Annotated in this window: 16 protein-coding genes; 14 read left to right on the top strand and 2 right to left on the bottom strand. The window is 74.2% G+C overall.

What is annotated here, in order from left to right; all coding sequences use genetic code 11:
- Positions 1-101: 101 nt before the first annotated feature.
- The 12 genes from CWOE_RS16690 (at position 102) to CWOE_RS16745 (ending at position 18260) form a co-directional block, all read left to right on the top strand.
- Positions 102-1070, top strand: coding sequence for an ABC transporter permease (locus CWOE_RS16690; RefSeq protein ID WP_012934811.1), 969 nt, complete (start codon positions 102-104; stop codon positions 1068-1070).
- Entirely contained in the window at positions 1067-1939 is an 873-nt protein-coding gene (locus tag CWOE_RS16695; protein ID WP_012934812.1) for an ABC transporter permease, read from the top strand. Before CWOE_RS16690 ends, CWOE_RS16695 begins: the two co-directional genes overlap by 4 nt.
- Positions 1936-3765 (top strand): dipeptide ABC transporter ATP-binding protein, encoded by a 1830-nt coding sequence (locus CWOE_RS16700; protein WP_012934813.1) that lies wholly within the window; start codon positions 1936-1938, stop codon positions 3763-3765. The genes CWOE_RS16695 and CWOE_RS16700 overlap by 4 nt, the downstream gene beginning before the upstream one ends.
- Positions 3762-4859 carry a M24 family metallopeptidase gene (locus CWOE_RS30840; RefSeq protein WP_012934814.1) on the top strand — a complete coding sequence of 366 codons (1098 nt, stop codon included), beginning with the start codon at positions 3762-3764 and terminating at the stop codon, positions 4857-4859. Before CWOE_RS16700 ends, CWOE_RS30840 begins: the two co-directional genes overlap by 4 nt.
- A gap of 85 nt (positions 4860-4944) precedes the next feature.
- Positions 4945-6114: a mandelate racemase/muconate lactonizing enzyme family protein gene (locus CWOE_RS16710; protein ID WP_012934815.1), complete on the top strand. Its 1170-nt coding sequence runs from the start codon at positions 4945-4947 to the stop codon at positions 6112-6114.
- Positions 6111-7823, top strand: a complete 1713-nt coding sequence (locus CWOE_RS16715) for a CocE/NonD family hydrolase (RefSeq protein WP_012934816.1) — start codon at positions 6111-6113, stop codon at positions 7821-7823. The genes CWOE_RS16710 and CWOE_RS16715 overlap by 4 nt, the downstream gene beginning before the upstream one ends.
- Entirely contained in the window at positions 7820-9916 is a 2097-nt protein-coding gene (locus CWOE_RS16720) for a prolyl oligopeptidase family serine peptidase (protein ID WP_012934817.1), read from the top strand. Before CWOE_RS16715 ends, CWOE_RS16720 begins: the two co-directional genes overlap by 4 nt.
- Complete coding sequence (locus CWOE_RS16725) at positions 9909-11588, top strand: ABC transporter substrate-binding protein (protein ID WP_012934818.1); 1680 nt, start codon at positions 9909-9911, stop codon at positions 11586-11588. The genes CWOE_RS16720 and CWOE_RS16725 overlap by 8 nt, the downstream gene beginning before the upstream one ends.
- A complete protein-coding gene (locus CWOE_RS30845; RefSeq protein WP_012934819.1) occupies positions 11585-13735 on the top strand; it encodes a S9 family peptidase in 2151 nt (716 codons plus the stop codon). The genes CWOE_RS16725 and CWOE_RS30845 overlap by 4 nt, the downstream gene beginning before the upstream one ends.
- Before the next feature lie 70 nt (positions 13736-13805).
- On the top strand, positions 13806-15275 hold the full coding sequence (locus tag CWOE_RS16735) for an alpha/beta fold hydrolase (RefSeq protein WP_012934820.1): 1470 nt from the start codon (positions 13806-13808) through the stop codon (positions 15273-15275).
- A gap of 253 nt (positions 15276-15528) precedes the next feature.
- Positions 15529-17388: a biosynthetic-type acetolactate synthase large subunit gene (gene ilvB / locus CWOE_RS16740; protein ID WP_012934821.1), complete on the top strand. Its 1860-nt coding sequence runs from the start codon at positions 15529-15531 to the stop codon at positions 17386-17388.
- Positions 17389-17453: 65 nt separating this feature from the next.
- Positions 17454-18260, top strand: a complete 807-nt coding sequence (locus CWOE_RS16745) for a hypothetical protein (RefSeq protein WP_012934822.1) — start codon at positions 17454-17456, stop codon at positions 18258-18260.
- 78 nt (positions 18261-18338) lie between these two features.
- Here CWOE_RS16745 and CWOE_RS16750 read toward each other — a convergent pair whose 3' ends face one another.
- The gene (locus CWOE_RS16750; RefSeq protein WP_012934823.1) at positions 18339-18710 is read right to left on the bottom strand and encodes a VOC family protein; all 372 of its coding nucleotides are present in this window, start codon (positions 18708-18710) and stop codon (positions 18339-18341) included.
- A complete protein-coding gene (locus CWOE_RS16755) occupies positions 18707-19411 on the bottom strand; it encodes a hypothetical protein (RefSeq protein ID WP_012934824.1) in 705 nt (234 codons plus the stop codon). The genes CWOE_RS16750 and CWOE_RS16755 overlap by 4 nt, the downstream gene beginning before the upstream one ends.
- Positions 19412-19691: 280 nt before the next feature.
- Here CWOE_RS16755 and CWOE_RS16760 point away from each other — a divergent pair, with 280 nt between their 5' ends.
- Positions 19692-20048: a VOC family protein gene (locus CWOE_RS16760; RefSeq protein ID WP_012934825.1), complete on the top strand. Its 357-nt coding sequence runs from the start codon at positions 19692-19694 to the stop codon at positions 20046-20048.
- Between the two features lie 49 nt (positions 20049-20097).
- Positions 20098-20565 carry a peroxiredoxin gene (locus tag CWOE_RS16765; RefSeq protein ID WP_012934826.1) on the top strand — a complete coding sequence of 156 codons (468 nt, stop codon included), beginning with the start codon at positions 20098-20100 and terminating at the stop codon, positions 20563-20565.
- Positions 20566-20572 lie beyond the last annotated feature (7 nt).

The raw sequence follows: 20572 nt of genomic DNA on the forward strand, positions 1-20572 counted from the left end.
TTGCACATCCGTCGCATGCACCGCGACCTGGCGCGGACGTAGCCTGCGTCCGGAAGGGAGCAAAGGAGAGCTATGTCGTCGTTCGTGGAAATGGGCTCGACGTGACCGGCCGCCGCCTGGCCTGGTTCGTCGGCCGCCGTCTGGTCGCGCTGGCGCTGCTGCTGCTGGGGCTGTCGTTCCTGATCTTCTCGCTGATGTACCTGGCGCCCGGGAGCCCGGAGCAGGTGCTGCTCGGCGCGCGCCCGGCGAGCCCGGAGCTGGTCGCCTCGCTGCGCGCGAGATTCCATCTCGACGAGCCGTTCCTGGAGCAGTACCGGCTGTGGCTGACCGGCGCGCTCCACTTCGACTTCGGCGAGTCGGCCCGGACCGGCCGCAGCGTGACCGAGACGATCGAGGCGAAGCTCGGCATGACCGCGTTCCTCGTCCTCTACGCGTCGCTCGTCGCTGTGCTCGCCGGCATCCCGCTCGGCGTCCTCGCCGCCGTCCGCAAGCGCACGCTGGTGGACCGCGGCATCGTCGGCCTGTCGGTGCTCGGCGTCAGCGCGCCGGCGTTCGTGACCGGGATCGTGCTGCTCTACGTCTTCGCCGTCCAGCTCGGCTGGTTCCCGACGTACGGCTCGGGCAGCGGCTTCGGCGACCGCCTCTGGCACCTGACGCTGCCCGCGCTCGCGCTCGCGCTGACCGCGCTCGCGCTCGTCGTCAAGCTCACGCGCACGGCGATGGCGGAGGTGCTCGACCAGGACTACATCGCCTTCGCGCTCGCGCGCGGCGTGCCGCTGCGGCGCGTGCTCGTCCACCACGCGCTGCGCAACGCGATGGTGCCGATCGTGACCGTCGCCGGCGCGGTCCTGACCGTCGTGCTGACCGGCACGCTGCTGGTCGAGTCGACGTTCGCGCTGCCCGGCCTCGGGACGCTGCTCGTCAACGCCGTGCAGGACAAGGACGTGCCGATGCTGCAAGGCGTCGCGCTGCTGCTGGCGGCGGTGATCGTGCTCGTCAACCTCGCGGTCGACGTGATCTACACGCTGATCGACCCGCGCATCGCCTACGGCGAGGGAGCGCGCTCGTGAGCGCCGCCCCCGCACCGCCGCCCGCGGCCGCCGCAGCGGGCGTCCGCGCGCGCCGGCAGCGCCCGCCGCTGCTCGTGCTGCTCGCGATGGTCGTCGTCGCGGCGACGGTCGTGTGCGCGATCGCAGGCGCGGCGATCGCGCCCCACGACCCCGACGCGCAGGACCTCGTCGCCGGCCTTCAGACGCCGAGCGCCGCCCACCTGCTCGGCACCGACGACTCGGGCCGGGACCTCTTCTCGCGACTGATCGCCGGCGCCCGCACCGCGCTCGTCGGTCCGCTGCTGATGATGCTCGGCGCGGCCGTGATCGGCACCGTCCTCGGGCTGATCGCAGGCTACTTCGGCGGCTGGCGCGACTCCGCGATCATGCGCGCCGTCGACGTCGTCTACGCGCTGCCGTCGCTGCTGGTGGCGATCATCCTCGTCGGCGTGATCGGCGGCGGCTACGCCGTCGCGGTCGGGATCCTCGTCGTCCTCTTCGGCCCTGCCGACGCGCGCCTGATCCGTGGCGCGACGCTGGCGCAGCGCAGCCTTCCGTACGTCGACGCAGCGCGCACGCTCGGCCTCTCGCGGCGGACGATCATGTTCCGCCACATCTGGCCCAACATCCTGCCGCTGATCGTCGCGAACGCCTTCCTGAACTTCGCCTACGCGCTCGTCGCGCTGTCCGCGATGTCGTTCCTCGGCATCGGCGTGGCGCCCGGCGAGGCCGACTGGGGACGCATGCTGAACGACAACCTCTCGCTGATCGAGGACAACCCGGTCGCCGTGCTGGCGCCTGGGATCGCGCTGGTGCTGCTCGCCGTCGCGATGAACCTGCTCGGCGACTGGGCCTACGAGCGCCTCTCCGACCGGGGTCGCGCCCGATGAGCGCCGCGGAGCCGCTGCTGCGCGTCCGCGACCTGCGGATCGCGAGCCGGATCGGCACGCGCGAGCGGACGATCGCCGCTGGCGTCGAACTGGAGGTGGGGGAGGGCGAGGCGCTCGCGATCGTCGGCGAGTCCGGCAGCGGCAAGTCGATGACCGCGCGCGCGATCGTCGGACTGCTGCCGCCCGGCGTCCACGCCGAGGGCGAGGTCGCCTACGGCGGACGCGACCTGCTGCGGCTGAGCCGGCGCGAGCTGACGGCCGTGCGCGGCAGCGAGATCGCGCTGATCTTCCAGGACCCGTTCACGATGCTGAACCCGCTGATGCGCTGCGGCGAGCAGATCGCCGAGCTGCTGTGCGACGACGGCGGCCGGCGGCTGCGACGGCGCGCGCGCCGCGCCGAGGCCGTCCGCCGGCTCGCCGAGGTCGGGATCGACGACGCGGCGGTCGCCGACGCGTTCCCGTTCCAGCTCTCCGGCGGCATGCGCCAGCGCGTCGGGATCGCGGCCGCGCTCGCGCGCGACCCGCGCCTGGTGATCGCCGACGAGCCGTCGACCGCGCTCGACGTGACGACTCAGCAGGAGATCCTCGAACGGCTCAAGGGGTTGCAGGAGTCGCGCGGGATGGGGCTGATCCTGATCACGCACGACCTCCGCGTCGCGTTCTCGACCTGCGGCCGCGTCGAGGTGCTGTACGCGGGCGCGGTGCTGGAGGAGGGGCCGGCGCATGTGATCGAAGCCGAGCCGCGGCATCCCTACACGCTCGGCCTGCTGCTGACCGAGCCGCCGATCGACCGGCGGCTCGACGCGCTGCCGGTGATCCCCGGCTCGGTCCCGGACGCCGACGAGGTCGCGGGCGGCTGCGCTTTTGCCGCGCGCTGCGCGTGGGCGGAGCCGGCCTGCTCGCAGGGCGCGCCGCCGCTGCTCGCCGCCGGGCTGGATCGCCGCACGGCGTGCCGCCGCGCGGAGCAGATCGCCGACGAGCTGGACGAGCGCCGCCGCGAGCTGGTCGCCGCGCGCGTCGAGCCGCCGGCACCGGCCGACGCGGCGCCGCTGGTCGAGGTCCGCTCGATCGCGAAGGTGTTCGGCGGCGCGCGCGACGGGCGCACCGTCGTCGCGCTCGACGACGTCTCGCTGGAGGTCGCCGCCGGCGAGTGCGTCGCGCTCGTCGGCGAGTCGGGCTCGGGCAAGACGACGCTCGGCCGCTGCCTGCTGGGGCTGGAGCGTCCGGACTCCGGCACGCTGCTGGTCGACGGCATCGACGCGAGCGACTACGACGCGCTCCCGACCGCCGAGCGGCGCCGGCTGCGGCGGACGATCCAGATGGTCTTCCAGGATCCGTACGCGACGCTCAACCCGGCGCGCACGATCGGCGCGACGCTGAAGGAGGCGCTGCTCGTGCACGACCCACGGCTCGCCGACGTGCGCGGCCGTGTCGACGAGCTGCTGGTGCAGGTCGGCCTCTCGCCGGCGTACGCCGAGCGCAAGCCGGTCGCGCTCTCCGGCGGCGAGCGCCAGCGCGTCGCCGTCGCCCGCGCGCTCGCGGCCGAGCCGCGCGTGATCGTGTGCGACGAGGCCGTCTCGGCGCTCGACGTCTCCGTCCAGGCGCAGATCCTCAACCTGCTGGCGTCGGTGCGCGAGCAGCTCGGCGTCGGCTACCTCTTCATCACGCACGACCTCGCCGTCGTGCGCCAGGTCGCCGACCGCGTCTACGTGCTGAAGAGCGGCCGCCTGGTCGAGCACGGCCGCTGCGCCGACGTGCTCGACGACCCGCAGGACCCGTACACACGTGCGCTGATCGGCTCGATCCCGACCGCGAGGACCGCATGACCGAGCCGACCGACCGCCTCCCGCAGCTGCAGCGCGCGATGCGCGAGCAGGGCGTCGACCTCGTCGCGATCGGCCCGACCGACGCGCTCCGCTGGCTGCTCGGCTACGACGGCTCCGAAGCCGACGAGCGGCAGACGACGCTGCTCGTCTGGTGCGACGACGCGGCCATGATCCTGCCCGACTTCTGCGCCGCCGGCTGGACCGCCGTCGCGGGCCGCCCGCCGCTGCTGAGCTGGAGCGACAGAGGCGGTCCCGGCGACGCGGTCGCCGCAGCGCTCGCGCGGCAGCCCGCGCCGGCCGTCGCGCTGATCGACGACGAGATGCCGTTCCACGCGTTCGAGCGGCTGCGGCCAGGCCTCGGCCCGCAGCCGCGCCCGGCGCGCGACCTGCTCGCCTCGCTGCGGCTGCGCAAGAGCGCGGCGGACGTCGCCGCGATCGCGCGCGCGGGCGAGTTGATCTCGCGCGCCGTCGACCTCGCCGCCGCGCACGCCGCGCCTGGGATGACCGAGCTGGAGTTGAAGCGCGAGCTGGAGCGCTTCCTGTGGGACGAGGGCGCCGACGCGATCGACTGCGTCTACGTGCAGGCGGGCGCGAACGCCGCCGACCCGCACCACGTCGGCGACCGCACGCCGCTGCGCGCCGGCGCGCCGGTGCTGGTCGACGTCGTCGCGCACGTCGACGGGCGCTGCGCCGACATCGCGCAGGTCGTCCACCTCGGCCCGCCGTCCGACGACTACCGCGCCCACTACGACGCCGTCTCGCGCGCGCAGGACGCGGGCGTGCGCGCCGCCGTCGTCGGCGCGACGAGCGACGACGTCGCGCGCGCCGCGACGCAGGTCATCCTCGACGCGGGACTGGGCGAGTGGAACGGCCCGGCGACCGGCCACGGGATCGGCTTCAGCGGGCATGAGCCGCCGCGCGTGGTGGAGGGCAATCGCGATCCTCTGCCGGCCGGCGCTGTGATCACCGTCGAGCCGGGCGTCTACATCCCCGGCCGCTGGGGGATCCGCGTCGAGGACACGATCGCGGTCACGCCCGACGGCCCGGTCCGCCTCACGCGCGGCGCCCGCCCGCTGATGGTGAGCGCGCCGTGAGCGGGCATCCGCTGTCGCACGGCGCGCCCGTCGCTTCGGTCGCGTGTCGGATGCGGCGCACACCCGCCGCTCGGAGAATCGCTCCATGAAGATCACCGACATCAAGGCGCTCCCGCTGCGCGGGGCGACGCAGACCGACATGGCGGACAACTTCGGCGAGACGACGCTCGTCGTCGTCACGACCGACGACGGTCTCGTCGGTGTCGGCGAGGGCAACGTCTCTCCGCTCGCCGTCCAGGCGGTGGTCGAGCAGCCGAGCTACTGGATCTGGAGCCGCGGCGTGACCGAGCCGCTGATCGGCCGCGAGCTGGGCGACCCGGCCGCGCTGTGGGACGAGCTGTACGCCGGCAACTGGTGGACCGCCCGCAACGGGATCGGCCACGTCGCGCTCGCGGCGGTCGACATGGCGCTGTGGGACCTCGCCGGCAAGGCCGCCGGCAAGCCGGTGCGCGAGCTGCTCGGCGCGCAGCGCACGACGCCGCTCGTTCCGTACATCACGATGTACCGCAAGGTGGAGGATCACGCCGCAGCGCTCGACGCAGCGCGCGCGTTCGTCGACGACATCAAGGCGCAGGGCTTCCGCGCCGCGAAGATCGAGGTCTCGCACGACCAGGTCCCGGACGCCGATCAGATCGCGCCGCTCGTGCGCGCCGTGCGCGAGCAGGCCGGTCCCGACTTCACGCTGCTGTGCGACGCCTGCTACCGCTGGAACGACGCCGACGAGGCGATCGCGGTGCTCAAGCAGCTCGAGGAGTACGACCTGATGCTGTTCGAGACCGCGCTGCTGCCGGAGGACCTCGCCGGCTACCGCAAGCTCGCGGACGCGACGACGATCCCGCTCGCCGGCTGTGAGATCGTCGCCTCCGCGGCCGAGCTGGAGCACCTGATGGACTTCGGCGGCGTCCAGTACGTGCAGCCGTGCGTGGCGCGCGTCGGCGTCACCGCGATGGACCGCCTGACGCGCGCCGCCGCGGCGCGCGGGCGCGAGATGATCCCGTACGGCTGGGTCGCGACGACGCTCAGCATGGCCGCGACGCTGCACGTCGCGGCCGCGCACGAGAACGTCCCGATCGTCGAGTACGTGCCGCCGAGCTTCTACCCGTACGCGGAGCTGCGCAAGGACGTCTCGGGTCCCGAGCCGGTCGTCGTCGACGGCCTGTTCGAGCTGCCCGGTGGGCCGGGCTTCGGGATCGAGCTCGACCACGAGGCGGTCGAGCGCTACGCGCACGACCACGCCGCCGCGGTGGGCGGATGAGCCCGTTCGCGCCACCGCTGCCGCCCGATCCCGTCGGGCGCTCGCTCCACGTCGAGCTGAGCGATGGCGTGCGGCTCGCGGTCGACGTCTGGCTGCCGGCCGGGCTGCCCGACGGCGAGCGGATCGGGACGGTGCTGCGCGCGACGCGCTATCACCGCGCCGACGAAAGCGACGGCGTCACCGCCGAGGCGCGCCGCTGGACCGGCTGGGGCTACGCGCTCGTGCTGGTCGACGCGCGCGGCAGCGGCGCCTCGTTCGGCTCGCGCGACGCCGAGTTGTCGCGTCGCGAGATCGAGGACTACGGCGAGGTGCTCGATTGGATCGCCCGGCAGCCGTGGTCCAACGGCCGCGCCGGCGCCTACGGCCACTCCTACGACGCCGACACCGCCGAGCTGATGGCGTCGCTCGGCAACCCGGTGCTGCGCGCGGTCGCGCCGCTGTTCCCCGACTACGACGTCTACGAGGACCTGATGGTGCCGGGCGGCGTGCCCAACCGGCTGATGACGGACAGCTGGCTGCACATGACGCGCGCGCTCGACGGGATCGACGGCGCGCTGGAGGAGGTCGCCGCGCTCGGCGAGACGATCGCGACCGAGATCGCGCCGGTCAAGCCGGTCGACGGGCCGGACGGGCCGGCGCTGCGCGAGGCCGCGATCCGCGAGCATCAGGCGAACGCCGACCTGCGCGCGGCGATCGCGCGGACGCCGTTCAAGGACGACGTCGACGGCGGCTGGAGCTGGGCGGCCGCGTCGCCGCAGACGTACCGGGAGGCGACCGAGCGCGCCGGCGTGCCGACGATGCCCGTCGCGAGCTGGTTCGACGCCGGTACCGCGGCCGGCACGCTCACGCGCTTCGCGGTGCTCGACGTGCCGCAGGAGGCGTACGTCGGCGCCTGGAGCCATGGCGCCAAGTACACCTGCGACGCGTTCCGCGCCGAGGACGAGCGCAGTGAGTTCGAGGAGGCGGAGGTCTACCGCCGCGTGCGCGACTTCTTCGACCGCTACGTGCAGCGCGGCGAGGAGCCGCGCCCCGGCCGCCGGCTGCACTACCTCACGCTCGCGAGCGGCGAGTGGGCGACGACCGAGACGTGGCCGCCGCGCGGCACCGCGACGACGCGCTGGTACCTCGGCGCCGAGGGCGCGCTGACGCAGGAGCCGCCCGCGCAGGAGGTGGCGGTCGACGTCTACCGCCCGGACCCGTCCGCGACCGCCGGCGCGAGCAGCCGCTGGGGCACGCAGGTCAGCGGCGGCGGCGCGGTCGTCTACCCCGACCGCGCGGCGCAGGACGCCCGGCTGCTGGCGTACACGAGCGCCCCGCTGGAGCGTGACGCGCACGTCGCCGGAACCGTCGCGATCGTGCTGGAGCTGTCCTCCTCGCAGCCCGACGGGACGCTGTTCGCCTATCTGGAGGACGTCGCGCCGAACGGCCGCGTGACCTACCTGACCGAAGGTCAGCTGCTGCTGTCCCAGCGCGCGCGCAGCTTCGCCCGCGCCGACGCGCGGCCGCTGCAGCCGGGCACGGTCGAGACCGTCCGGATCGAGCTGTTCCCGGTCTCGGCGGTCGTGCGCGCCGGGCACCGGCTGCGGATCGCGCTCGCCTCCAACGACGCCAGCCACTTCGAGACGGTCCCGGCCGACGGCGAGGTGACGTACGAGGTGCACCGCGAACGCGACCGGCCGTCGTGGGTCGAGGTGCCGGTCGCGCCGTGAGCGGGACACGCGAACAGCCGCCCGCCGCCGCGCCGCGGCCGCACCGCGAGGTCGTCGGCGGGATCGCCTACGACGATCCGTGGGCGTGGCTGGAGGAGGAGTCGGAGGAGACGCTCGCGTGGCAGCGCGCGCACGACGCCGCCGCCGTCGCCGAGCTGCACGGCTGGGGCGGCTTCGAGCCGCTCGCGGACGCGCTCGAACAGGAGCTGGTCGACGGCGGCATGGAGGCGCCGCGGCCGGCCGGCGGGCGCTGGTTCCACGTCCGCCCGACCGCCGCGGGCACGCGGCTGACGGTCAGCGACGACGTCCGCGGGGGAGGGGAGCGCGTGCTGCTCGACACCGCCGCGCTCGACGATCCGCGCGGGCCGGCGTCGCTCGACTGGCACTGGCCGGCGCCCGACGGCGACCACGTCGCCTTCGGCCTCTCATACGGCGGCGACGAGCAGAGCGTGCTGCACGTCGTAGAGGTCGCGAGCGGCCGCGTGCTCGAGGACCGCATCCCGTTCTGCTCCAACGCGACCGTCGCGTGGCTGCCCGACGGACGCTCGTTCTACTACAACGGCGGCCTCGCGCCCGACTTCGAGGACGCCGAGAAGCACCTCTTCCTGCACCGCCTCGGCGACCGCGAGCGGTCCGCGCCGGAGCCGGTCGAGGTGCGCGACCCGTACTGCGTCTTCCCGCAGGTCTCGCCCGACGGCCGCCACCTCGCCGCGATCACGAGCGAGCTGGACCTGCGGCCCGACTTCGTGCGCGAGCTGCCCGACGGCGAGTGGCGCGCGTTCCTGGAGGGCTTCGACGGTACCGGCTTCGGCTTCTTCGACGGCGGCGACTACGTCTGCGTCTCGACGTTCGGCGCGCCGAGAGGCCGGCTCGTGCGGATCCCGGTCGCGACGCCGCGCGCGCCCGCGACGTGGGTCGAGCTGGTCGCCGAGTCGCCCGACGTCGTGCTCAAGACGGTCGCGCGCGCGGGCGACCGGCTCGTGCTGACCCAGTACCGCGACACCTACGCAGAGGTGCGCGTGCTCGAACGCGACGGGCATCCCGTCGTGGACGTCGAGCTGCCCGGCCGCGGCGCGGTCCTGCAGCGGATGTTCGGCTTCTTCCAGGAGCCGCCGCCGCAGGTCGGCGAGAACGTCTTCGCGGCGCCCGGCGAGTTCACGTTCGTCTTCTCGACGCTGACGTGCTCGCCGGCGCTCTACCGCTACGAGATCGACGCGCGCCGGCTGGAACAGCTGACCGCGCCGCGGCGGACCGGCGAGGAGCTGGTCGTCGAGGACCTCGAAGGGCGCGCGCAGGACGGCGCCCCGGTCCGTTACCGGCTCGTGCGCCGCCGCGACGCCAACCCGGCGCTGCCGCGCCCGACGGTCATGTTCGTCTACGGCGGCTGGAACATCTCGACGGTCCCGGCGTACATGGGCGCGTTCGCGACGGTGGTCGACGCCGGCGGCGTGTTCGTGCTCGCCCACCTGCGCGGCGGCGGCGAGTTCGGCGACCGCTTCTGGCACGGCGGGCGGCTCGCCGACAAGCAGCGCACGTTCGACGACACCTACGCGGTCGCGGAGTCGCTGATCGCCGAGCGCCGCACGACGCCCGAGCTGCTCGCGCTCGTCGGCGGCTCCAACGGCGGCCTCGGCACCGGCGTCGCGCTGACGCAGCGGCCCGAGCTGTTCGGCGCCGTCGCCAGCCTCGTGCCGCTGTACGACATGCTCAAGTTCGACCGCGACCCGTACACGGCGTCGTGCACGGTCGAATACGGCGATCCGCGCACGCCAGCGGACGCGCGCTGGCTGCACGCCTACTCGCCCGTCCACAACGTGCGCGAGGCGGCGTACCCGGCGACGCTGATCGTCGCCGGCGCCAACGACATGCGCTGCTGGCCGTGGCACGCGCGCAAGCTCGCGGCCGCGCTGCTCGCCGCCGACCGCGGCGGCCGGCCGATCCTGCTGCGCGTCTCAGAGCAGGGCGGCCACGTCAGCGTCCGCGGGCAGGCGGCCGAGTGGCTCGGCTTCGTGATGCGCGAGCTGGGGCTCGCGCCCGCATCCGCAGCACCCGCAGCACCCCAGTCCGGTGACCAAAGGAGTCTCCATGAATGAGATCGTGCGCGCCGAGATGACCCGGCGCGAGGCGCTGCGGCGCCTCGGCGTCGGCGGCGCCGTGCTGACGCTGCCCGCGCTGCTGGCCGCGTGCGGCTCCGGCGGCTCCGGCTCGACGTCGGCGTCGGGCGGGACGAGAGCGAGCGGCAGCGTCGCCGGCGCAGGCACCGACGCGGAGATCGACCACGTCACGTGGTCGCTCGGTGGCACCCCGCCGACGCTCGACATCGCGACCGGCAACCTCACCGTCGGCGAGATGGTGATGGCGCTCGGGATGGAGACGCTGATGGGCCTCGACGACAGACTGCGGCTCAAGCCGGTGCTGGCCGAGTCCTCCGAGGAGCCCGACCCGCGCACCTACGTCTACAGACTGCGCGAGGGCGTCAGATTCTGGGACGGCTCGCCGCTGACGGTCGACGACGTCGTCTGGTCGCTGCGGCGGCACATGGACCCGAAGGTCAGCTCGCAGATCTCGACGTACTTCACCCATGTGCGCTCGATAGAGGCGACCGGGCCGCGCGAGGTGACGGTGCGGATGAAGCAGCCGGACCCGCTGTTCCCGTACGCCCACGTCCACATCTTCATCATGCCGAAGGCGTTCGGCGAGAGACTTGGCAAGAAGCTCGGCGCGCCGGCCGCGACCGTCAGCGTGATGGGAACCGGGCCGTACAGAATCACGTCGTTCACCGGTGACAACGAGATCGTCGTCGAGCGCAACGACGACTACTGGGGTGAGCGCCAGCGCGTGCGCAGAGCGTCACTGAAGTTCATCGGCGACCCGCGCACGAACCTGCTCGCGATGCGCTCCGGCGAGATCGACGGGATGTTCGAGTTCGCGATCAGCACGGCGAGAGAGTGGGACCGGCTGCCGGATGCGAGAACCGAGTGGGCGCCGGGGATGAGCGTCGTGCTGCTCTCGTTCGACCTCTCGCAGGCGCCGTGGAACGACGTCCACGTGCGCAGAGCGGTCGCTCATGCGGCCGACCGCGCCGGCTACGTGCGCGCGTTCCTCGGCGGGCACGGCGAGCCGGCGACGACGATCCCCGCGCCGCTCCAGTGGGGCGACGTGGCGACGCCGGACGAGGTCAGAGCGATCTACGCGAGGCTGCCCGCCTACGCGTACGACCTCGAGGCCGCGAAGGCCGAGCTGGCGAAGTCCCAGCACCCGGACGGCTTCACCGCCGACGTCGTGTTCCCCAACTCGGCCGCCCCGGCCGGCCGCGCGCTCGTGAGCCTGTCCGAGACGCTCAAGCAGCTCGGCATCACGCTCAACGTCCGCGAGGTGCCGCAGAACACGTGGCTGGCGAAGCTGTACGCGCACAAGGACCTTGGGCTCCAGTACCTGCGGCTGTCGCCCGACTACGTCGACCCGTCGAACTTCCCGGGCGCGCTGCTGCCGAGCGCGAACGCGGTCCCGAACAACTTCAACCTCGCGAACTTCAGAGACCCCGAGGTCGACCGCCTGCTCGCGCAGCAGAGCAGGACGACCGACGCCGCGGCGCGAACGCAGGCGCTGACGCGGGTGCTGCAGATAGCCGGCGAGCAGCTGCCCTATCTGCCGCTGTGGTGGGAGAGCGTGCCGATGGGTCTCGCCGACAGATTCGTCTACGAGGGCTTCAACCCGATCTACTACGCGGAGAACTGGCTCGGCAAGCTGCGCGTGCGCGCATGAGCGGGTTGCTGCGGGCGCCGCGCGACGTCGAGGTCTCGCCCGACGGCCGCCGCGTCGCGTTCGCGCTCGGGTCGCAGGTCTGGCTCGGCGAGGTCGGCGGCGCGCCGCCGTGCGCGGTCGCCGACGGGCCGGGCCGCGCCGCGCTGCCGCGCTTCTCGCCCGACGGCACGCGGCTGGCGTTCCTCGCCGACCGCGAGCGGCCGGGGATGGCAGGCGTGCACGTGCTGGATGTGGAGGCGGCGCTCGGCGGCGCGGGCGCGGGTGGCGGCGGCGCGGCACGCGGCGCGGCCGACAGCGCCGCCGCGGCCGGCCGCGGCGGCGGCGCGGCGCTCGGCGGCGCGGGAGCGGCTGCTCCGCGCGCGGTCGGTGACCTCGCCGCCTCCGTCGAGCAGCTGCGCTGGTCGCGCGACGGAACGCGGCTGCTCGTGCTCGCCGCCGACCCCGGCTCCGACCGCGCGGGCGCGCACGGCGCGACGCGGATCGCCGGCGGCGGGGAGGGGGAGGGACCGCTCGTGCTGCGGCCGCGGGCGGCGTGGCGGCGGCTGTGGCTGCTCGACGCGTCGGACGGCGCGGGCGCCGCCGCGCACGAGGCCGGGCCGGACGGGCTGACCGTCTGGGAGGTCGGCTGGGCGGGCGCCGGCGCGGCGGTCGCGATCGTCTCCGAGGACCCGTCCGAGAGCGGCTGGTACGGCGCGCGCGTCGCGCTGCTCGACCTCGACGCGCGAACGGCGCGGCTCGTGCACGAGCCCGCCTGGCAACTCCAGTCGCCGGTCATCTCGCCGGACGGCCGACGCGTCGCGTTCGTCGAGGGGATCGCCAGCGACCGGACCGAGGTCGCCGGCAGCGCCCGCGTTCTCGACCTCGCCTCCGGCGCCGTCGGCGACCCCGCGCCCGACCACGATCTGACCGCGCTGCGCTGGCTCGACGACGGCGACCTGCTCGGCGCCGGCCCGCGCGGGCTGGAGACGACGTGCGTGCGGATCGACGCCGCGCCGGGCGGCGCGGTGCGGGAGCTGTGGCGCGGCCCGGCGACGATCGGCGCCGCGGACGCGATGGCGGTCGGCGCCAGCGCCGACGGCCGCGTGATCGCCGCCGTCGTCGACGGTCCCGGCATGCCACCGGAGGTCGCGCTGCTGGAGGGGGCCGCACCCGCCGCCGCACCGCCCGCCGCCGCACCGCCCGCCGCCACGCCGCCCGCCGCCGCACCGCCCGCACCCGCCGCCGCACCGCCCGCCGCCGCACCGCCCGCACCCGCCGCCGCACCGCCCGCCGCACCCGCATGGCGCCCGCTCACCTCCCTCAACGCGACGCTTGCCGAGCAGCCCGCCCCACCGGCGCGGCGGTTCGCGTGGCGCGGGCGCGACGGGCTGGCGATCGAGGGGATCCTGCTGCTGCCGCCGGGCGCGGCACCGCCGGCCGGCGCGGAGCCGCACGCGCACGGGCGCACGCAGCCGCTGCCGCTCGTCGTGCTCGTCCACGGCGGCCCGGCGAACGCGTGGACGTTCTCCTCCGGCACCGCACCGCTGGCGCTCGGGGTGCCGCTCGCGTCCGCCGGCTACGCGGTCCTGATGCCGAACCCGCGCGGCAGCACCGGACGCGGCCAGAGATTCGCGCGCGCGAACGTCGGCGATCTCGGCGGTGCCGACCTGCAGGACGTGCTCGCCGGGGTCGACACGCTCGTCGCGGCCGGCATCGCCGACCGCGCGCGCGTCGGGATCGCCGGCAAGTCCTACGGCGGCTTCATGGCCGCGTGGGCCGCGGTCCGCTCCGGCGCGTTCGCGGCCGCCGTCCCGATCGCGTGCGTGTCGGACTGGCTCAGCTTCCACACGACGACGAACATCGGCCGCTTCGACGAGCTGTACCTCGCCGGCGACCCGTACGACCCTGCCGGCCCGTACGCCGCCCGCTCGCCGGTCGTCCACGCGCGCGGCTGCACGACGCCGACGCTGATCCTGCACGGCGCCGAGGACCTCTGCACGCCCGTCGGCCAGGCGCACGAGCTGTACGGCGCGCTCGCCGACGCCGGCTGCGAGACCGAGCTGGTCGTCTATCCGCGCGCCGGCCACGGCTGGACCGAGCCCGAGCAGCTGCTCGACACGCACGCCCGCGTGCGCGGGTGGTTCGACCGGCACCTTCGACACGCGTAGGAGGACGGCTCGCAGGAACGCGACGTTCGTCGCAGCTTCGCGACCGCCGCCCGCATCTAGCGTCAGGCGCATGCACTTCCCCCGACACCTCACCGCGGCGCTCGCCGCCGGCGCCGTGCTCGCGGCGACGGCGGCCGCAGCGCCGGCCGGCGCCGGCGCAGCGACGCCGCCCGCCTGCCCGGCAGGCGCCAGATGCGGGACCGTGACGGTCCCGCTCGACCGCGCGACCCCGTCGCTCGGCACGACCACCGTCGGCTACGCGCTGATCCCGCGGCGCGACCAGAGCAGACCGGCCGCCGGCACGATCGTCCCCAACCCGGGCGGCCCCGGTGCGGCGACCGAGCCGGCGAAGGCGATGGAGAAGCTCTTCAGACCGCTGCGCGACGACCACGACCTGCTGCTGATCGACCCGCGCGGCGTCGGCCGCTCGGGCCGCCTCACGTGCACGCTGCCGGGCAACCTCGCGGACCTCGGCCCGCTCGCGACCCAGAACGCGGTCGGCGTCTGCGGCAGATCACTCGGCCAGCGCGCCGGCGCGTACGGCTCGGCGACGATCGCCGACGACTTCGACGACGTCCGCGCCGCGCTCGGGATCGAGAGACTCGACCTCGTCGGCGAGTCGTACGGCTCGTTCCTGTTCGCCGTCTACGCCCGCCGCCACCCGGAGCGCGTCTCCTCGCTCGTGCTCGCCGGCGCCTACCCGATCGCGTTCGACACATTCGGCCGCGACCGCGCCGCCGCGCTGCGGCGCGCGCTGCGCGTCGTCTGCGCGCGCAGCAGAGGCGCGTGCAGCGGCCGCAGAGTGCTCGCCGACCTCGGCACGATCGCCCGCGCGCTGAAGGCGAGACCGGTGACGATCAGAGTCGAGGGTCACAGACTGCGGATCGACGAGGAGGCGCTCGCGCTGACGGCGTACACCGCCGCGCTCGGACCGGAGCTGTACTCGTCACTGCCGAAGGTGCTGCGGCTCGCGACGCAGGGGAGAGCGGAGCCGCTGCTGCAGCTGATCGTTTCCGTCAAGCAGCTCTACCGCGGCCTGTACGCCGAGGACGGCCAGGTCAACCTCGCGCTCAACAGCGCGACCTCGTGCCGCGACTACCCGGTCGCGTACGACAGATCGGCGCCGGTCGCCGAGCGGCGCGCGCAGTACCGCGCCGCGCTGAAGCGCGCCGGCCGCGCCGCGTTCGCGCCATTCACGCCCGAGGCGTGGATCGGCGCCTTCGGCGACGGCGGCGACAGCTGCATCGCGTGGCCCGACGTCAAGCTCGGCGACGACGCGACCGCGGGCGCCGTGCGTCCGGCCGTCCCGACGCTCGCGATCGACGGCGAGCTGGACACGAACACGCCGAGCAGCGCCGCCCGCGCCGCCGCCAAGCAGTTCGCCGGCGGGCAGTTCGTGGAGGTGCCGAACGTCGCGCACACGCCGACGTCGGACCCGACCGGCTGCGCGCAGAGCATCATCAGTCGCTTCATCCGCACCCATGCGGTCGGCGACACGCGTTGCCTGAAGCGGATCCCGCCGCTGCCCGTCGCACGCTGACGCGGCGAGACGTTCGACAGTCGTCGCGCCGACGCGCGACGGCTGTCGGGCGACGGGCCGCGAAACGCGCGGTACAGTGACCGTCATGCCCGATCGCGACCGCATGCCGCAGCTCCTCCTCGCGATCTCGCTCGTCATTCCCCGCTAGGGGATCGGTTTCGCAGCGCCGGAACGGCGCCTCACCTCCAGGCTCTCGCGCCGCCGCCACGCGCACGGCGCGCCCGACTTGCGACGAAAGCGAAACGGAACCGCGATGACACAGCTCCACGACGCGGCGCCCACGACGGCGCCGCCCGCTCCCGCCGCCGAGCAGCGGATGCTCGGCGCCGACGTCGTCCTGCGCGCCTTCGAGGCCGAGGGCGTGCGCGTCTGCTTCGGGATCCCGGGCGGCGCGGTGCTGCCGCTCTACGATGCGATCGCGCGTGGGACGAGCGTGCGTCACGTGCTCGCGCGCCATGAGCAAGGCGCCGGCCACATGGCGGAGGCGTACGCGCGCGTGTCCGGCGAGCCGGGTGTCGTGCTGGCGACCTCGGGGCCAGGCGCGACGAACCTCGTGACGCCGATCGCAAACGCGCAGATGGACTCGACGGCGCTCGTCTGCGTCACCGGCCAGGTCCGCACCGCGCTGATCGGCACCCAGGCGTTCCAGGAGTGCGACATCGTCAGCGTCGTGCGCCCGCTCGTGAAGGGCGCGTGGCTCGTGCGCGACGTCGCCGAGCTGGCCGGCACGCTGCGCGCCGCGTTCGCGCTGGCGCGCGCCGGCCGGCCCGGCCCGGTGCTGGTCGACGTCCCGCGCGACGTGCAGGAGGCCGAGGTCGCGTTCGCGTGGCCGCCGGTCGCCGCGCTTCCGCCGCACGCGCCCGCCGCTGCCGCGCCGCCCGCTGCCGCGCCGCCCGCCGCCGCGCCGCCCGCCGCCGCCGTGCCGCTGCCCGTCGGCGCGCAAGCGCGGACGCCCGCGACGCGGACGCCCGCGCTCGACCCGCGCCAGCCGCTCGCCGTCGCGCGGGCGATCGAGCGTGCCGCGCGGCCAGTCCTCTACGCCGGCGGCGGGGTCGTCAACGCCGACGCGGGGGAGGAGCTGCGCGCGCTCGCCGAGCACGCGCGGATCCCCGTCGTGACGACGCTGATGGGGAAGGGCGCGCTGCCGGAGTCGCATGAGCTGTTCTGCGGCTGGCCGGGCATGCACGGCACGAAGGCGGCGAACTGGACGCTCAACCGCGCCGACCTCGTGATCGCCGTCGGCGCGCGCTTCGACGACCGCGTCACCGGGCGCCTCGACGCGTTCGCGCCCGCCGCGACGGTCGCGCACTTCGACGTCGACCCGGGCGAGATCGGCAAGCTGCGCCACGCCGAGCTGCCGGTGCTCGGGCCGCTGCGCGACGCGCTCGCGCGCACGCTCGCCGCGATCGCTGATCCACCGGACACGACCGCATGGCGTGAGCAGGTACGCGCGTGGCGCGCGCGCTTTCCGCTCAGATACGACACGGCCCCGCGCGCCGGCGCGCCGCTGAAGCCGCAGAGAGTGCTGGAACGGCTCGACGCGGCGCTGCGCGCGCGGCCCGAGGAGGTCGTCTGGACGACGGGCGTCGGGCAGCACCAGATGTGGGCGATGCAGTACCTCGGCTGCGAGCGGCCACGATCGTTCGTCACCTCCGGCGGGCACGGGACGATGGGCTTCGGCCTGCCGGCCGCGGTCGGCGCACGCGCCGCGCGCCCCGACGCGACGGTCGTCTGCGTCGACGGCGACGGCTCGTTCCAGATGACCGCGCAGGAGCTGGCGACCGCCGTCGCGGCAGAGCTGCCCGTCGTCGTGGTGATCGTCAACAACGGCGGCCTCGGGATGGTCCACCAATGGCAGACGATGTTCTACGAGCGGCGGCTGTCCGCGGTCGACCTGTCCGAGCCGACCGACTGCGCGCAGGTCGCGCGCGGCTTCGGCGCCGCCGCCTGGACGGTCACGACCGAGGCCGAGTTCGACGCCGCGCTCGCGCAGGCGCTCGACTGCGGGCGTGCGGCGGTGCTCGACGTCCACGTCGAGGTGGGGGAGGCGTGCTTCCCGATGATCCCGCCCGGCGCCGCGGCGGTCGACATGGTCGAGTGGCCGGGAAGCTGACTCTCTCGCCCGCCATCTCTCTCATCCACGCTTTAGGTTGGCCGGAAAGCGCCGATGAGCTGCACATGGGATTCTTTGAGCATGACGACACACCGAACAACAGACCGATGCGCAGCATGATGATTCGCCGCCGGCTGGCTCCGGGCGCTGTCGCGCTCGTGCTCGCCGCCACGCTCGCGGCGTGCGGCGACTCCGACTCCTCGTCTGACACGACGAGCGCGTCGAGCCCGACCACCGCGGCGCAGACGCAGACCGAGACGACCGCCGCCTCCAACGGCGTCGCCGACAAGTCGGCCGACGAGGTGCTCGCGGCGTCGCTCGCCGCCGCCAAGTCCGCCAGCGCGATGCACGTCGCGGGTGAGTCCGACGGCACCACGATCGACCTCAGCCTCGTCAAGGGCGAGGGCGCCAGCGGCTCGATCGCCCAGGGCACGAACAGATTCGAGCTGCTGACCGTCGGCGACGAGATCTACCTCAGAGGCAGCGACGAGTTCTACAGAAGCCTCGGCGGCGAGGCGGTCGTGAGACTGCTCGCCGGCAAGTGGCTGAAGGTCTCGGCGGGTGACAGACAGTTCGGCAGCTTCGCCGCGTTCACCGACATGGACAAGCTCCTGACCGAGGCGCTCAGACCTGAGGGCACGATCGAGAAGGGCGAGGTCGAGACGGTCGACGGCACCGAGGTCGTGCCGCTCACGAACGGCAGAGAGGGCACGCTCTACGTGGCGGCCACCGGCGACCCGTTCCCGGTCAAGATCACCCCCGGAGGCGCCAGAAGAGGGGAGATCGTGTTCGACGGCTGGAACGAGCCGGTCGAGCTGACCGCCCCGACCGACGCGATCGACATCGAGGAGCTGTCGAGAGCAGCCGGCTGATCGCCTGAGCCGCCCCGTCGGAACGCGCCGCGCTCGCGGCGCGTTCCGGTTCGCGCGGCGCTCTGACGCGGGTCCGGGTCAGTCGCGCTCGACCATCCGCAGGCGGTTGCCGTCGGCGTCGCGGAAGGTGAACATCGGCGGCACCTCGTCGATGCGGATCAGCTCCGCGTCGGCGTCGACCGCCGCCTCGCGCAGCGCGGCGTGGTCGGCGGCGGCGTCGCGCGTCGCGAGGCTGACCTCGACGCCCGCGGGAGCCGCGTCGCGCGGCACAAGCGCGATCGACGTCTGCGCGCCGGGCGGCGCGACCTCGATCCAGCGCGCACCGTCCCCGAACGGCGCGTCGATGCGGACCTCGAAGCCGAGCGTGCCGACGTAGAAGGCGAGCGCGGCGTCCTGGTCGGCGACGGGGACGACGACCGTTCCGATGTGCGTGATCGCGGTCGCGCTCATCGCTCCAGCTCCTGCTTCAGCGCGGCGACGCGTTCGCGCCAATAGGCCTTCATCCGCTCGGCCTCCTGCGCGTCGGCGAGCCGTGCGTGCTGGAGCGCGGCCGTGCTCTTCGCCTCGCCCTTCGCGGCGAAGGTGACGAAGACGCGGCTGCCGTCGTCGCCCCAGTCGAAGCGGGCCGATCTCGGCTTCGTCGCGGTCCGCTCACGCAACTCGCCGTCGGGCAGCCAGCTGCCGCGCAGCGAGGCGTCGACGAACGCGTCGTAGAGCCGGTCGACCGGCACCGCGACGGTCTTCGTGGCGCTGATCGCGAAGCCGTCCGCATGCTCGCCGACTGCGCGCAGACCGCGCGCCTGCTCGTAGCTGCCGACGACCGCCTGCGCGTTCCAGGCGAGCGGGACGACGCCCTGCTGCTCGGCGACCCAGCGCGCGGTCTCGCGATGCGTTCTGTCCGCCGCGCCCCACGCGTCGAGCAGGTCGAACCACTCCTCCCAGCCGCGGCCGGTCCGGCGCCGGATCTCCGCGTCGGACGTGGCGAGTCTGACGGTCGCCGGCTCGGCTCTGCTCGCAGACGCGGCTCCCTTTCCGGGCACGGCCGGCTCCTCCGGCGCCGCGAGCAGCTGCGCGCGTGCCGCCGTGTAGCGCTCGCCGGTCTTCTCCATCCGCGCCCGCACGAGGCGCTTGAACGAGCTCTGGGTGGTCATCGGGTGCTCCTTTCGAGGCGACGGCTCCGCGACTCACGCTCATGGGGCCCCGCCGGAAAGGGCAGCTGCTGACCGGGCGTCCCGACGGCTGGAGCCACCTTTGCCCTCGCGTGGTGCCGGCGGCGTGAGCGCCGGAATCGAGGGTTGGGCGCGGGACGGCGCCTGCCGGACAACATAGCCCCGATCGGCGAGGCTCGCAACCGGCCGCGTCGGTGCGTCCTTGCACGGAGGTCGCGCATTTCTCCAAGACGACTCGGGCCGCTGCTCGCATCATGGGGCCATGATCAATCGCATCCACCCGTACGTCGAAACCGCCGACGTCGACGCCAGCCGGCGCTTCTACACAGAGATCTTCGGGCTGACCGTCGCGATGGAGACCCCCGTGATGGCGCTGCAGTCCCCGGACCTCAGCTCCGCTCAGGTGATCGTCTGCCGACGCGGCACCGAGACCCCGCAACCCGACTTCGGGATCGACGTCGGCGACGCCGAGGCGGTCGACCGAGCGCATGCCCAGGCGCGCGAGCGCGGGTGTCGCATCGTCTACCCCCTCACCACGGAGCCATGGGGCGTGCGGCGGTTCTTCGTCAGCGACCCCGACGGCACGACCGTCAACGTGCTCGCGCACGTCGGCACGTAGGGCGCGGTTCTCGCTTTGCGTGCGGTCCGCCAAACCGTAGGGTTGGCGGATGGCCTCCACACCGCAAATCGGCGATTCGGCGCCCGACTTCACGCTCGACGGAACCGACGGGCCGTTCACGCTCTCCGCGCGCCGCGGAGAGCGGGTCGTGCTCGCGTTCTATCCCGGCGACGAGACCACGGTCTGCACGAAGCAGATGTGCTCGTACCGCGACCGTGCCGACGACCTCTCCGCGCTCGGCGTGACCGTCGTCGGGATCAGCGGCAAGGACGTCGCCAGCAAGGAGTCGTTTCGCGACCACCACGGCCTCACCGTGCCGCTGCTCGCGGACCCCGACCACGCCGTCGCGCGGCTGTACGGCGTTGCCTCGCGCGTGATGGGGACCAAGCGCGCGACGTTCGTGATCGACGAGACGGCACGCGTGGCCTGGAGGAAGGTGCACGCCATCGGCCTGACGTTCGTCACGGTCGACGAGCTGCGGACGGTCCTCGCCGGGCTGCCGGCCGCGACGGCCTGAGCCGCCG

The organism is Conexibacter woesei DSM 14684 (assembly GCF_000025265.1).
Lineage (GTDB): Bacteria > Actinomycetota > Thermoleophilia > Solirubrobacterales > Solirubrobacteraceae > Conexibacter > Conexibacter woesei.

Bases quoted from the DNA above. Each gene is read 5' to 3' on its own strand.
- CWOE_RS16700 (WP_012934813.1), top strand. From the start codon at position 1,936: ATGAGCGCCGCGGAGCCGCTGCTGCGCGTCCGCGACCTGCGGATCGCG.
- CWOE_RS30840 (WP_012934814.1), top strand. From the start codon at position 3,762: ATGACCGAGCCGACCGACCGCCTCCCGCAGCTGCAGCGCGCGATGCGC.
- CWOE_RS16710 (WP_012934815.1), top strand. From the start codon at position 4,945: ATGAAGATCACCGACATCAAGGCGCTCCCGCTGCGCGGGGCGACGCAG.
- CWOE_RS16715 (WP_012934816.1), top strand. From the start codon at position 6,111: ATGAGCCCGTTCGCGCCACCGCTGCCGCCCGATCCCGTCGGGCGCTCG.
- CWOE_RS16725 (WP_012934818.1), top strand. From the start codon at position 9,909: ATGAATGAGATCGTGCGCGCCGAGATGACCCGGCGCGAGGCGCTGCGG.
- CWOE_RS30845 (WP_012934819.1), top strand. From the start codon at position 11,585: ATGAGCGGGTTGCTGCGGGCGCCGCGCGACGTCGAGGTCTCGCCCGAC.
- CWOE_RS16735 (WP_012934820.1), top strand. From the start codon at position 13,806: ATGCACTTCCCCCGACACCTCACCGCGGCGCTCGCCGCCGGCGCCGTG.
- ilvB (WP_012934821.1), top strand. From the start codon at position 15,529: ATGACACAGCTCCACGACGCGGCGCCCACGACGGCGCCGCCCGCTCCC.
- CWOE_RS16745 (WP_012934822.1), top strand. From the start codon at position 17,454: ATGGGATTCTTTGAGCATGACGACACACCGAACAACAGACCGATGCGC.
- CWOE_RS16750 (WP_012934823.1), bottom strand. From the start codon at position 18,710: ATGAGCGCGACCGCGATCACGCACATCGGAACGGTCGTCGTCCCCGTC.
- CWOE_RS16755 (WP_012934824.1), bottom strand. From the start codon at position 19,411: ATGACCACCCAGAGCTCGTTCAAGCGCCTCGTGCGGGCGCGGATGGAG.
- CWOE_RS16760 (WP_012934825.1), top strand. From the start codon at position 19,692: ATGATCAATCGCATCCACCCGTACGTCGAAACCGCCGACGTCGACGCC.
- CWOE_RS16765 (WP_012934826.1), top strand. From the start codon at position 20,098: ATGGCCTCCACACCGCAAATCGGCGATTCGGCGCCCGACTTCACGCTC.